Here is a 13,443-nt window from a genome sequence, read left to right as displayed (position 1 = left end):
GAGTGAATGTTGAGGGGGTTTGGAGCTAAGCTGCTATTTGCTTGCTTCCTTTTCTTTTCTTTACCGGTTGTTGTACAAGCTTCTCCTGTAGAAACAAACGTCGTTGATCAACAATTGGATAAGCTCGGAATTGAAGATGTGAAGCAATTTTGGGACGGGCTTGTTACAAAATATGGAGGTTATTTACCAGAGAGTCAAAAAGGTAGCTTTATGGAGTTCGTGAAGGGAGAAAAAGAAATTTCTATAAAAGAGTGGATGCTAGGTTTATTAAAGTATTTATTTCACGAGCTGGTTGCAAATGGGAAGTTACTTGGAACGCTCATTATGCTTACAATTTTTAGTGCATTGTTGCAATCACTGCAATCTGCATTTTCAAAGAGTAGTGTAAGTAAAATTGCTGATGCTGTTGTATATATGGTACTTATTATTTTCGCTTTAAATAGTTTTTATGTCGTCATGACATATGCAAGAGAAACGATACAAACAATGGTAGATTTCATATTAGCGCTATTGCCAATCTTGCTTGCACTCATAGCAACTGGGGGTGGTGTTGTATCTGTATCGTTTTTTCATCCGATTATCATCTTTTTAATGAACACGAGCGGGCTTTTGATGAATTATATCGTTCTACCACTTTTATTACTTGCAACGATATTAAGTATTGTAAGTACAATGAGTGATCAATATAAAGTTACGAAATTGTCCAAGCTTCTGCAAAACGTTAGCGTTGGGATTATCGGTATTTTTTTAACGATTTTTTTAGGGGTATTATCTGTACAAGGAACAGCGACAGCGGTTGCTGATGGAATCGCTGTGAAAACTGCTAAATTTGTAACAGGGAACTTTATTCCCGTAGTAGGAAGAATGTTTACAGAGGCGGCGGATACTGTTATTAGTGCATCGGGGTTATTAAAAAACACAGTCGGAATTATCGGGCTCGTCATTCTATGCTTAATTGTTGCTTTTCCAGCGATTCAAATTTTTTGTATCGCGTTTATTTATAAATTCGCAGCAGCAGTATTACAGCCAGTTGGCAGCGGAGCAATTATTCAATGTTTAGATATTATCGGGCGAAGCATCATTTATGTATTTGCTTGCTTAGCTATCGTATCATTTATGTTCTTTTTAAGTATCACAATTATTATTGCTGCGGGGAACATTACACTTATGATGCGGTAGGAGGTGAAGGGTATGCAATTTGTTACAGAGTGGATTAGAAATATTATCGTTTTTTTACTCTTAGCGACAATGCTGCATCTTATTCTTCCAAATTCTAATTTGCAAAAGTACGTCAAATTCGTTGTAAGTCTATTATTAGTTGTTTTAATTTTAACGCCTCTTTTTAAACTATTGCAAACAGATGTGAATGAAGTAATCGCAAATTTTAATGAAGAGAAGTACGTAGCAGAAGGATCTGTAAAAAATTCAATAGATTCGAAGAAAAAAGAAATACAAGCTCTAACACGTGCATATAGTTTAGAAGAGATGGCTACCAAAATGAAAAAAGAAGTAGGAAAAGAATTCGAGAAAAAGTATGGTATGACAGTCTCTGAAATACAAATAGTCGCAGCGGAAAGCACCGCGGAAGTAAAGTCAGCGAAAGATATTCAAACTGTTGTTGTGACGTTGAAAGAAAAAGAACGTAGTAAAAATGATGCAATTGAAACAGTAAAGCCAGTTGAAATTAACACGAAAGAACCTCCGAAAAAAGTAGAAGAAACAAATGTAGAAATGAAAGACTTCTTTTCAAGCAGGTGGCAACTAGAGAATAAACAAATCCAAGTTCAAATGGAAGGGAGGACAGGTAGAGTAAATGGACAATAAAGATAAAAATTCAAAGTTTTCATTTTTTCGAAACTTATTGAATGGGGATGAAAAAGAGAGTAATGAGAAAGGGAAGAAGGTAACACCTAAGTTTTTACTTGTCCTACTCATACTTGGAATTTTGCTTATGTTTTCTAGTAGTTACTTTTCAAGTAAAAAGGAAGAAGTACCTGTATTTAAAGAACAAAAAACGCAAAATCAAGAAAAAGACGTGCCAACTTTTGGACAAAAAAATAACGATAGTATGTCAAATGTAGAAAAGTATGAAAAAGCGTATGAACAAGAATTAAAAGCAGCCTTAGAAGACATAGCGGGAGTAAAAGATGTAACGATTAAAGTAAATTTAGATTCATCTGAAGAAAAAATATTAGAAAAAAATACAGTGAAACGTTCAGACACAACAAGTGAAACAGATAAGACAGGTGGTCAGAGGAAAGTAGAAAATGAGTCCCTTGATGAAAAGACAGTCATTATACGTGAAGGTGATAAAGAAACTCCTGTTGTTTTACGAACAGAGAAACCGAAAGTGCGAGGTGTTCTTGTCGTAGCAAAAGGAGTGGATAATATACAAGTTAAAGCGATGGTAAAAGAAGCTGTAATACGGCTGCTAGATGTACCAGCCCATCGTGTTTCAGTTTCGCCGAAAAATTGATAGGGAGGAAATAAAGTGTTAAAAAAACAAACGGTTTGGTTATTAACGATGTTAAGTTTAGTTGTTGTACTATCTGTTTATTACGTAACAACTCCTGACAAAATGAATACTGCATCGCCGGCAACAGGTGAAAAGATTGGACAAGAAAAACAAGGTACTGATAAAGCAGTAACAAATGAAGCACCGAAAGAAACGCCAAAAAAAGAAACTACAAGCAAGGAAACATCAAATAAAGAAACAAATAAAGAAACAGACAAAAAAGAGAGTGCTAACAAAGAAACAAGTAAAAAAGATGCTAACGTAACAGTTCAATCAAGTGATGAAAATTTCACAGCATTACGTATGCAAATGGAAGATCAGCGAAGTGAAGAAAAATCAAGATTACAAGAAGTGATGAATTCAGCAAAATCTTCAGCAACAGAAAAGAGTAAAGCGAAAGATAATTTTGATGCAATTACTACAATGGAAACGAAGCAAGAATTACTTGAGACAGTAATTAAGTCTCAAGGAGGATATAAAGATGCTCTTGTAAGAGCTGATGGAACTGACATTAGAGTAACTGTGAAAGCAGCAAAGCATTCACAAAAAGAAGCGAATAAAATTATACAGCTTGTAAGAAGTGAAGGCGGCTCAAAAGATGTAGGTGTGAAATTTGATCCACCAACAAAATAAAACTAATAATCCGCGGGGAAATCCTCCGTGGATTATTAGTTTTTACGAATTGGATTGTTTGAAAATAGTTAGATAAAAATAATAATAGAAAAAAGCTATCATTTTCGATAGCTTTTTTCCGTTTCGTCTTTGTAGTTGTTTTTACTATGTTCAACTCGGAACGGAGAAATACGTTGTGAGTAAAAGATTAGCGGTTCATGGTAACGATGATTACTTTTTCCGGATTTGACGTGGATGAAAAGAACGAATGCCCAGACCATTACGGCAGGTAAGAAGAGAATGAGCCATATCATATGTCCACACCTCGATACGATATATTTTCTACACTTTGAACATACTATTCTTATATGAAGGAATGATGAACGGGGTGTAAACAAAAAAATAATATTTGGTAAAAATATGTTATTGACTATAGATGAAGTGAAGAGTGGAGCGGTAATGATATGTTTACTTTGTAGTATTTTGAAAAAAGTAAGGAATGTTTTTTAGGAAGTGGTCTTGCCAATTTTGTGTGAAACTTGGTATTATTACTAGGTAATAAATTTTTTATTGAAATAATATTTTTACAGGAGTTTCGATTTATTATAAAGAAATATAAATTGGAATGTTTAAAAAATTTATCGTAAGATGGAAATAGCAATTATTTCTATTAGTAAATGAAATGCATTTTCTAATAGAGTACATCGTATTTTTACAGTCAATCTAGTTTTAATGGCGAGAATCTGTAAAAACGGGACAAACAAGAGTATGGGAGTGGATTTTACATGTTTAAAATTCAAGAAGTTCGTGAATTAATTAAATTAATTGATAGCTCTAATATTGATGAATTTGAATACAAAAAAGATGGTACGACAATCAAAATGAAAAAGCGTGGCAATGAAGTAGTTGCTGTGCAAGCACCTGTAGCAAAACAAGTCGTGCAACCAGTAGCACCTGTTGAAGTTGAAACAACAGTAGCGGCAGCACAAGTGGAAGTACCAAAACAAGAAGAGAAAAAAGCTGTTCAAAATGAAAACCTACATAAAATTACATCACCAATGGTAGGTACATTCTATTCTTCTTCTTCGCCGGATACACCTGCATATGTAAGTGTAGGGGATAGAGTATCGAAAGATTCTATCGTATGCATTGTCGAGGCTATGAAATTATTTAACGAAATCGATGCTGATGTAGACGGTGAAATTGTTGAAATTCTTGTTAATAATGGACAACTTGTGGAGTATGGACAACCGCTATTTCTTGTAAAAGCGTAATAAGGGAGTCTTAGTGATGATAAAAAAAGTATTAATAGCCAATCGTGGGGAAATTGCTGTACGAATTATTCGTGCTTGTAAAGAAATGGATATTGAAACAGTCGCAATTTATTCAGAAGCAGATAAAGAGTCACTTCACGTACAAATTGCTGATGAGGCGTATTGTGTAGGGCCAACGATTTCGAAAGAAAGCTATTTAAATTTGACGAACATTATTAGTGTTGCGAAGTTAACAGGCTGTGATGCTATTCATCCGGGATACGGATTTTTAGCAGAGAATGCCGATTTTGCAGAGTTATGCCGTGAATGTAACTTGATTTTTATCGGTCCAAGTCCAGAAGCTATTTCAAAGATGGGCACAAAAGACGTTGCTCGTGATACAATGAAAGAAGCAGGGGTTCCGATTGTACCAGGTTCACAAGGGATTATTAAAAATACCGAAGAAGCGATCGAGCTTGCTAATCAAATTGGATATCCAGTTATTATTAAAGCGACTGCAGGTGGCGGCGGAAAAGGTATTCGTGTCGCACGCCATGAAGAAGAGCTTGTAAAAGGAATTCAAATTACACAGCAAGAAGCTAGTACCGCTTTTGGGAACCCTGGTGTATACTTAGAAAAGTACGTTGAAGATTTCCGCCATGTTGAGATTCAAATAATGGCAGATACACACGGAAATGCCATTCATTTAGGAGAGCGTGATTGTACAATTCAGCGCCGCTTGCAAAAACTACTAGAAGAAAGTCCATCACCTGCACTTGATGAAAATGTTCGTAAGCAGATGGGTGAGGCGGCAGTTAAAGCGGCGGTAGCGGTTGATTATACAGGTGCTGGTACGGTTGAGTTTATTTATGAATATAGAACGAAAAGCTTTTATTTCATGGAGATGAATACGAGAATTCAAGTTGAGCATCCAGTTACTGAAATGGTAACAGGGATGGATTTAATTAAAGAACAAATTCGTGTTGCTTCTGGAGAAAAGTTATCGTTACAGCAAGAAGAAGTACAATTTAATGGTTGGGCAATTGAATGCCGAATTAATGCGGAAAACCCTGCCAAAAAATTTATGCCATCTCCAGGTAAAGTAGAAATGTACTTGCCACCAGGCGGATTTGGTATTCGCGTCGATTCAGCTGTATATCCGGGATATTCAATCCCACCTTTCTATGATTCGATGGTTGCTAAATTAATTGTTCACGGAAAAACACGTGAAGAGGCAATTGCAAAAATGAAGCGTGCACTCAGTGAGTTTGTCATTGAAGGCGTACATACAACAATCCCGTTCCATTTGCAATTGCTAGATCATCCTGATTTTGTAAAAGGTGAGTTTAATACGAAATTTTTGGAAGAGCATGAACTTGTGACGCAGTGATACATTAAAGGAGGTTTTTTTCATGGCTGAACATATGTTAGATATGGGTCAAGATACAACTCTTGGTAAAGTAGAAATTGCACCAGAAGTAATTGAAGTAATCGCAGGTATTGCAGCTGCTGAGGTAGAAGGTGTAGCGGCAATGCGTGGTAATTTTGCTACAGATGTTGTTGAGAAGTTAGGTAAGAAAAATCATGGTAAAGGTGTAAAGGTTGAATTAGCAAACGAAGATATTATCGTTGACCTTTATGTTGTGATGTACTTTGGCGTAGCAATTCCAGTTGTTGCACAAAAGATTCAAGACAACATTCGCCAGGCACTCTTTACAATGACAGGGCTTGAGCCAAAAGAAGTGAATGTTCACATCGTTGGCGTAACATTCGAAACACAAAAAACAGAAATCGAACCAGTGTAAGAATGAAAAAGGTGCCTAGTAACATAGGCACCTTTTTTATCGTTTCATTTCTTCACAAATTAAAACCCACTAATTATTATACTATTTCAAAAAATAAGAAATCAAAAAGGAAATGTTTCGTTTTTCCAAAAAACGTACATTGTGATAAGATATGGAACTTGAAGTTAATCTTTTTATTATTTTTCAGCCTTGTAACCCGTGTGTGAAACGATAAATTGTGTTATTATCATTGTATTATAAGGTTGGAAAATCAATGAAAACTGTAAGAGTAAGTGAATTGACGGCTTATAAATTATAATAATATAACAAAGCATAAGGAAAGACTTGAAGCATAAAGGAGAGTTACAATGAAACGTAGGACGGCTAGAGAAAGAGCGATGCAAGCATTATACCAAATGGATATTACAGGTGAATTAGAACCGAAAGTAGCGGTGGAAAACACGCTAGATGAAGGTGAAGAAACAAATGAGTTTTTGGAATCACTTGTAGTAGGTTTTGTAGAAAATAAAGAAGTCATTGATGAAGCGATTCGTCAAAACTTAAAAAAATGGAAGCTGGAGCGTATTAGTATTGTTGATCGCAGTATTTTACGTGTAGCTGTGTATGAAATGAAATACATGGAAGAAATTCCACACAACGTAACAATTAACGAAGCGATTGAAATTGCTAAAACATTTGGGGATGAGGAATCTCGTCGTTTTATTAACGGCGTTTTATCTAATATAAAAGATACACTGTAATTTCTTTAAGGGGGAATCTTAAAATGGTAGCAGTAATCATCAAAGGAAATGAAGTTGCGGAGAAAAAACGAGCACAATTAACAGAAGAAGTTGTGAAGTTGAAAGAGCAAGGGATTGTACCAGGATTAGCAGTTATTCTAGTTGGAGAAGATCCAGCATCTCGTTCTTATGTAAAAGGAAAAGAAAAGGGCTGTGAACAAGTAGGAATCTATTCAGAGCTAATTGAACTTCCTGAAACAATTACTGAGGAGCGTTTGCTTGCTGAAATCGATCGCTTAAATGGCGATGATCGCATTAATGGCATATTAGTACAATTACCTTTACCAAAACATATTGAAGAAAAAGCTATCATTGAAAGAATTTCACCAGAAAAAGATGTAGATGGATTTCACCCAATCAGCGTGGGACGTATGATGACGGGACAAGATACATTCCTTCCATGTACACCGCACGGTATTGTAGAATTAGTAAAAGAAACAAATCTTGATATCTCGGGAAAACATGTTGTAGTAATTGGAAGGAGTAATATTGTCGGCAAGCCAGTGGGACAATTGTTCTTAAATGAAAATGCAACTGTCACATACTGTCATTCTAAGACGCAAAATATGAAAGAGTTAACGAAGTTAGCTGATATTTTAATCGTAGCAGTTGGACGACCTAAGATGATCACAGCTGATTATATGAAAGAAGGAGCGGTTGTAATCGACGTTGGTGTAAACCGTTTAGAAACAGGGAAACTTTGTGGTGATGTTGATTTTGACAACGTGTTAGACGTTGCAGGCTACATTACACCTGTGCCAAAGGGTGTTGGTCCAATGACGATCACAATGCTTCTTCATAATACTGTAGAATCTGCTAAACGTGCAGGTGTCGTTTGTAAATAATTTGAGTCGGCTATGAGGAGAGAGAAATGGAGAAACAATATTTAACCGTTACAGCGTTAACACGCTATATAAAAACAAAAATAGAATATGACCCGCATTTGCAGTCTGTTTGGTTAAAAGGTGAAATTTCCAATTTTAAAAATCATAGCCGTGGTCATATGTATTTTACATTGAAAGATGAAAATGCAAGAATCGCAGCGGTTATGTTTGCGGGTCATAATCGCAATATTAAATTCAGACCTGAAAATGGGATGAAGGTACTTGTGAAAGGGAAAATTTCCGTTTACGAGGCGAGCGGTTCTTATCAAATTTATATTCAAGACATGCAGCCGGACGGAATCGGAAACCTGCATTTAGCTTATGAACAATTGAAGGTTCGTTTAGAGGAAGAAGGTTTGTTTTCTCAAGTTTATAAAAAAACAATTCCTCCTTATGCTAAAACAATAGGTGTGATTACGTCGCCAACAGGAGCTGCGATTCGTGATATTATAACAACGATTAAACGTCGTTATCCAATTGGAAATATTATTGTGTTTCCGGTACTTGTACAGGGGGAGTCAGCAGCTCCCTCAATTGTACAAGCGATTCGTACAGCGAATGAAATGGGAGAGATAGATGTCCTAATCGTTGGGCGCGGGGGAGGCTCTATTGAGGAATTATGGGCGTTTAATGAAGAAATGGTTGCAAGGGCAATCTTTAAGAGTGAGATCCCTATTATTTCGGCAGTAGGTCATGAAACGGACTTTACAATTGCGGATTTTGTTGCCGATTTACGTGCGCCAACACCGACTGCAGCAGCTGAGCTGGCAGCGCCTAACATTATAGAGTTACAAGAAAAGGTATTACAAAGAACTCTAAGATTGCAAAGAGCAATGAGAGAGTTAGTACATAAAAAAGAAGAAAAACTACAAGTATTGCAAAAATCTTATGCATTCCGTTATCCAAGACAAGTATATGAGCAAAAAGAAGAGCAATTAGATAGAGCGTTAGAACAGCTTGTTTTAGCGAAAGAGCGTTATATTGATAAAAAGTTAAATCAGTTAAAACAACTTTCATTTTATTTAGAAAAGCACCACCCAGCTCAAAAAATTATACAAACAAAGGTAGCGGTTGAAACATTGCAAAAGCAATTGCAACGTGAAATGCAAACATTACTTCAAACGAAAGAATTTGCCTTTGTAAGAGTTGCTCAAAAACTTGAAGCGTTAAGTCCGCTCAAAGTAATGATGAGAGGGTATGGGCTTGTATATGATGAAGAGAAGCAAGTGTTAAAAAGTGTGAAAGATGTCAGCCTTGGAGATGCTGTTTCAGTTCAATTACAAGATGGAATACTAGATTGTAGCGTATCAGGCATAGAGGAGCGTGAATTGAATAATGGAAAATAAATTAAGCTTTGAAGAGGCAATTTCGCAACTTGAGCATCTCGTTTCTAAGCTAGAGCAAGGTGACGTACCTTTAGAAGAAGCAATTTCTTATTTTAAAGAAGGTATGGAATTATCAAAGCTTTGTGATGAGAAGTTGAAGAACGTACAAGAACAAATGGCAGTAATTCTTGGGGAAGATGGAGAGCTTGAACCGTTTACTGCTTTAGGAGATGAAGCATAGTGACTGTTGCTTTTGATACTTTTTTGAAAGAAAGTAAAACTTTCGTAGAAGAGAAGCTTGTAAGCTATGCAAATGAATTACAATGTCCAAATGTACTTCGTGAAGCGATGGCATATTCTTTGGAAGCGGGTGGAAAGCGTCTCCGCCCGTTACTTTTATTTGCGACATTACAAGCGTTTGGTAAAGAAAGAAATCTTGGAGTAGGTGCAGCTTGTGCTCTTGAAATGATACATACATACTCGTTAGTTCATGATGATTTACCTTGTATGGATGATGATGATTTAAGAAGAGGGAAGCCCACAAATCATAAAGTATTTGGTGAAGCGATGGCAGTTTTAGCAGGCGATGGTTTGTTGACGTATGCTTTTCAAGTTATTATGGCATATGAACAAAAGGAAATCTCTGCTGAAAAAAAAGTAAGACTTGTACTTGAGCTTGCAAAAGCGGCAGGGCCAGAAGGAATGGTTGGCGGACAAGTGGCAGATATGGAAGCTGAAGGGAAACAGCTTACGATTGATGAGTTGGAGTATATTCATAAGCATAAGACTGGGAAACTACTTGAATTTGCTGTACTTGCCGGATCGATACTTTCTGATGCCACAGAAGAACAAGAAGAAAAGTTACTTGCGTTTGCGAAATATATCGGCCTAGCGTTCCAAATTCGAGATGATATTCTAGATGTGGAAGGGACCGAAGAAGAGATTGGAAAACCGATTGGTAGTGATGTTTCCAACGAAAAGAGCACATATACGACGTTATTTACTGTAGATAGAGCAAAGGATATTTTAGAAGATACAATTGCAAAAGCAAAAGATGCTATTGGTTCCTTGCAATTACAAGATGAATATTTACTATCTATTTGCGATTTGATTGCAAAACGTAATAACTAATATAACAGCGTTTCCATTTGTTGAGTCATTCATCATTTTATGATATAAATGTAGGAAAAGGTTTTTCTTTTCTTGTTATTGGCAAAAATATATGTAGATTACATTGCCGTTATCACTTCGTGTTAGCGGCTATTTTTTTCATCGCCTAAAGAAATATGGTTTATAATAGGATTAGGGCGCAATAGACTGGTTAATAGCAGGACAAGGTGAAAAATAAAAAAAGAGAATTTCTTGTTTTGTGTAAATGTTTTTTATAATATTTGACATGTTGACAGATTATGAAATGAAAGTGAGTGATCCATATGGATCTAACGCAAATTCAAAACCCTAGTTTTTTGAAAGATATGTCTATCGGTGAACTAGAGGGATTGAGTGAGGATATTCGTAAGTTTTTAATTGAAGAGCTCTCTCAAACAGGTGGACATATTGCACCTAATTTAGGTGTAGTAGAACTCACAATTGCTCTGCATAAATTATTTGATAGTCCGAAAGATAAATTTTTATGGGACGTAGGACATCAATCCTATGTACATAAAATTTTAACAGGACGTGCAAAGGAATTCGGTACATTAAGGCAATATCAAGGCCTATGTGGTTTTCCGAAACGTTGCGAGAGTGAGCACGATGTATGGGAAACTGGCCATAGCTCGACATCATTATCTGCTGCAATGGGAATGGCTCTAGCACGTGATTTAAAGAAAACGAAAGAATATGTTATACCAATCATTGGAGATGGTGCTCTAACAGGTGGAATGGCTTTAGAGGCATTGAACCATATTGGACATGAAAAAACAGACATGATTGTTATTTTGAATGATAATGAAATGTCAATTGCACCAAACGTTGGTGCGCTTCATAATGTGCTTGGACGTCTACGTACCGCTGGGAAATACCATTGGGTAAAAGATGAACTAGAGTATATATTGAAGAAAATCCCAGCAGTCGGTGGGAAAGTTGCTGCGACAGCAGAGAAAATAAAAGATAGTCTTAAATATTTACTAGTATCCGGTGTCTTTTTCGAAGAATTAGGCTTTACATATTTAGGTCCAGTTGATGGGCATGATTATGAAAAGTTATTCGAAACGTTGCAATATGCAAAGAAAACAAAAGGCCCAGTGCTTGTTCATGTTATTACGAAAAAAGGAAAAGGTTATAAACCAGCTGAGAGTGATGTTATTGGAACTTGGCATGGAACAGGACCTTATAAAATTGAATCAGGTGACTTCGTTAAACCGAAAGAAGTTGCACCAGCATGGAGTGCTGTTGTTAGTGATACAGTACTTAAGCTAGCGAGAACGGATGAGCGTATCGTTGCAATTACACCTGCAATGCCTGTTGGATCGAAACTTGAGAAATTCCAAAAAGAATTCCCGGATCGTATGATTGATGTAGGTATTGCAGAACAGCATGCTACAACAATGGCAGCGGGTATGGCAACGCAAGGTATGAAGCCATTCTTAGCGATTTATTCAACATTCTTACAAAGAGCGTATGACCAAGTTGTTCATGATATATGCCGCCAAAATTTAAATGTCTTCATCGGAATCGATCGCTCTGGTTTAGTAGGAGCAGATGGTGAAACGCATCAAGGTGTGTTTGATATTTCATTCTTACGTCATTTGCCGAATATGGTACTTATGATGCCGAAAGATGAAAATGAAGGGCAACATTTAGTATATACGGCGATGCAATATGAAGATGGACCAATCGCATTACGTTATGCGCGCGGTAATGGACTTGGCGTTCATATGGATGAAGAATTAAAGGCGATTCCAATCGGTTCATGGGAAACGTTAAAAGAAGGTACACAAGCGGCTATTTTAACATTCGGTACGACAATACCAATGGCAATGGAAGCAGCTGAGCGTCTTGAAAAGGCTGGAGTTTCAGTGAAAGTAGTGAACGCACGCTTTATTAAACCGATGGATGAAGCATATTTACATGATCTCTTAGGGAAAAATATACCGATTTTAACGATTGAAGAAGCTTGCTTAATTGGTGGTTTTGGAACGGGAGTAGTTGAATTTGCGTCTGAGAACGGGTACCATAGTGCGTTAGTTGAAAGAATGGGTATTCCAGACCGTTTCATAGAGCACGGTAGTGTAACAAAATTATTAGAAGAAATTGGTTTAACGACAGATGCTGTTGTAGACCGTATTCATACAATGATTCCATCAAAACAAAAAAGGGCGTAACAAATGAGTGCAAAAAAAGAAAGAGTAGATGTACTATTAGTAGAGCGAGGACTTATAGAAACACGTGAGAAAGCAAAACGCGCCGTTATGGCCGGACTTGTATATGCGAATGAGATGAGACTTGATAAGCCAGGAGAGAAGATCCCACAAGATACGGAGATTACGGTGAAGGGACAAGTTATGCCGTATGTAAGCCGTGGTGGTTATAAACTTGAAAAGGCATTAGAGACATTTCACCTGGATTTACAAGATAAAGTTATGATAGATATTGGTTCATCAACTGGTGGCTTCACAGATTGTGCGCTTCAAAACGGAGCGAAATTATCTTATGCATTAGATGTAGGATACAATCAACTTGCGTGGAAATTGCGTCAAGATGAGCGTGTTGTCGTAATGGAACGGACAAACTTCCGTTACGTGACACCAGCAGACTTAGACCGTGGTTTACCGCAATTTGCTAGTATCGATGTTTCATTTATATCATTAAAGCTTATACTGCCGGTTTTAAAAACAATGCTTATGCCTAATGGGGATGTAGCGGCATTAATTAAACCACAGTTTGAAGCTGGGAGAGAGCAAGTTGGGAAAAAAGGTATCGTTCGTGATCGAAAAGTACATGAGGCTGTCGTGGAAATGATTGTCGACTTTGCTATAAAAGAAGGATACGATGTAGAAGGTTTAACATTCTCACCAATTACGGGCGGGGATGGTAATATTGAATTTTTAATTCATCTGAAATGGCATGGTGAACGCGAGAATGGTGAAAATCATTCTCCAGTTTCTGTTGAGCAAGTAGTTACAGAGGCGCATGATGTCTTAAAACAAAAAGGAAAAGGGGAATAACATATGTTGTTCCTCTTTTTGTTGTAATTGTATAATGATTGTAAAAACAATTGTGTACAAGCAACGAATTATAAGTTAACATAAATAAGTGAAGTATACCA

15 protein-coding genes are annotated in these 13,443 nt (G+C 36.7%); 14 read left to right on the top strand and 1 reads right to left on the bottom strand.

Annotated features, from left to right (window positions below; translation table 11 throughout):
* The first annotated feature begins 6 nt into the window (after nucleotides 1-6).
* Genes spoIIIAE through PDL00_RS11475 form a run of 4 tightly spaced genes read left to right on the top strand, consistent with a single transcriptional unit; the run spans nucleotide 7 to nucleotide 3,148 of the window.
* Complete coding sequence (gene spoIIIAE, locus PDL00_RS11490; RefSeq protein WP_000943696.1) at nucleotides 7-1,179, top strand: stage III sporulation protein AE; 1,173 nt, start codon at nucleotides 7-9, stop codon at nucleotides 1,177-1,179.
* Nucleotides 1,180-1,191: 12 nt separating this feature from the next.
* On the top strand, nucleotides 1,192-1,824 hold the full coding sequence (spoIIIAF, locus tag PDL00_RS11485; protein WP_001161039.1) for a stage III sporulation protein AF: 633 nt from the start codon (nucleotides 1,192-1,194) through the stop codon (nucleotides 1,822-1,824).
* The gene (gene spoIIIAG, locus PDL00_RS11480; RefSeq protein ID WP_242256059.1) at nucleotides 1,814-2,476 is read left to right on the top strand and encodes a stage III sporulation protein AG; all 663 of its coding nucleotides are present in this window, start codon (nucleotides 1,814-1,816) and stop codon (nucleotides 2,474-2,476) included. Before spoIIIAF ends, spoIIIAG begins: the two co-directional genes overlap by 11 nt.
* 15 nt (nucleotides 2,477-2,491) lie before the next feature.
* Nucleotides 2,492-3,148 carry a SpoIIIAH-like family protein gene (locus PDL00_RS11475; protein ID WP_098585268.1) on the top strand — a complete coding sequence of 219 codons (657 nt, stop codon included), beginning with the start codon at nucleotides 2,492-2,494 and terminating at the stop codon, nucleotides 3,146-3,148.
* A 98-nt stretch (nucleotides 3,149-3,246) separates the two neighbouring features.
* On the opposite strand, the gene PDL00_RS11470 is transcribed toward PDL00_RS11475, so the two are convergent.
* Entirely contained in the window at nucleotides 3,247-3,441 is a 195-nt protein-coding gene (locus PDL00_RS11470) for a hypothetical protein (protein ID WP_033678013.1), read from the bottom strand.
* A 471-nt stretch (nucleotides 3,442-3,912) separates the two neighbouring features.
* On the opposite strand from PDL00_RS11470, the gene accB reads away from it, so the two are divergent.
* From accB to PDL00_RS11420, 10 genes are all read left to right on the top strand, one after another.
* Nucleotides 3,913-4,401, top strand: coding sequence for an acetyl-CoA carboxylase biotin carboxyl carrier protein (accB, locus tag PDL00_RS11465; protein WP_000472874.1), 489 nt, complete (start codon nucleotides 3,913-3,915; stop codon nucleotides 4,399-4,401).
* 16 nt (nucleotides 4,402-4,417) lie between these two features.
* Nucleotides 4,418-5,770 carry an acetyl-CoA carboxylase biotin carboxylase subunit gene (gene accC / locus PDL00_RS11460; protein WP_061677463.1) on the top strand — a complete coding sequence of 451 codons (1,353 nt, stop codon included), beginning with the start codon at nucleotides 4,418-4,420 and terminating at the stop codon, nucleotides 5,768-5,770.
* 22 nt (nucleotides 5,771-5,792) lie between these two features.
* Complete coding sequence (locus PDL00_RS11455) at nucleotides 5,793-6,185, top strand: Asp23/Gls24 family envelope stress response protein (RefSeq protein WP_000807630.1); 393 nt, start codon at nucleotides 5,793-5,795, stop codon at nucleotides 6,183-6,185.
* A 347-nt stretch (nucleotides 6,186-6,532) separates the two neighbouring features.
* A complete protein-coding gene (gene nusB / locus PDL00_RS11450; protein ID WP_000830249.1) occupies nucleotides 6,533-6,925 on the top strand; it encodes a N utilization substance protein NusB in 393 nt (130 codons plus the stop codon).
* 23 nt (nucleotides 6,926-6,948) lie between these two features.
* Nucleotides 6,949-7,809 (top strand): bifunctional methylenetetrahydrofolate dehydrogenase/methenyltetrahydrofolate cyclohydrolase FolD, encoded by an 861-nt coding sequence (folD, locus tag PDL00_RS11445; RefSeq protein ID WP_042875514.1) that lies wholly within the window; start codon nucleotides 6,949-6,951, stop codon nucleotides 7,807-7,809.
* 26 nt (nucleotides 7,810-7,835) lie between these two features.
* Nucleotides 7,836-9,194, top strand: coding sequence for an exodeoxyribonuclease VII large subunit (gene xseA / locus PDL00_RS11440; RefSeq protein WP_242256057.1), 1,359 nt, complete (start codon nucleotides 7,836-7,838; stop codon nucleotides 9,192-9,194).
* Nucleotides 9,184-9,414, top strand: a complete 231-nt coding sequence (gene xseB / locus PDL00_RS11435) for an exodeoxyribonuclease VII small subunit (RefSeq protein WP_000428423.1) — start codon at nucleotides 9,184-9,186, stop codon at nucleotides 9,412-9,414. The genes xseA and xseB overlap by 11 nt, the downstream gene beginning before the upstream one ends.
* On the top strand, nucleotides 9,414-10,304 hold the full coding sequence (gene ispA / locus PDL00_RS11430; RefSeq protein WP_242256055.1) for a (2E,6E)-farnesyl diphosphate synthase: 891 nt from the start codon (nucleotides 9,414-9,416) through the stop codon (nucleotides 10,302-10,304). Before xseB ends, ispA begins: the two co-directional genes overlap by 1 nt.
* 302 nt (nucleotides 10,305-10,606) lie before the next feature.
* Complete coding sequence (gene dxs / locus PDL00_RS11425) at nucleotides 10,607-12,499, top strand: 1-deoxy-D-xylulose-5-phosphate synthase (RefSeq protein ID WP_000366438.1); 1,893 nt, start codon at nucleotides 10,607-10,609, stop codon at nucleotides 12,497-12,499.
* Between the two features lie 3 nt (nucleotides 12,500-12,502).
* Nucleotides 12,503-13,342, top strand: coding sequence for a TlyA family RNA methyltransferase (locus PDL00_RS11420; protein WP_061677472.1), 840 nt, complete (start codon nucleotides 12,503-12,505; stop codon nucleotides 13,340-13,342).
* The last annotated feature ends 101 nt before the right edge of the window (nucleotides 13,343-13,443 follow it).

The sequence above is a fragment of the Bacillus cereus group sp. TH152-1LC genome (assembly GCF_027710505.1).
Taxonomy (GTDB): domain Bacteria; phylum Bacillota; class Bacilli; order Bacillales; family Bacillaceae_G; genus Bacillus_A; species Bacillus_A mobilis.
The sequence above is the reverse complement of the archived record's forward strand: the minus strand, read 5'-3'. Positions and strand labels throughout refer to the sequence as shown.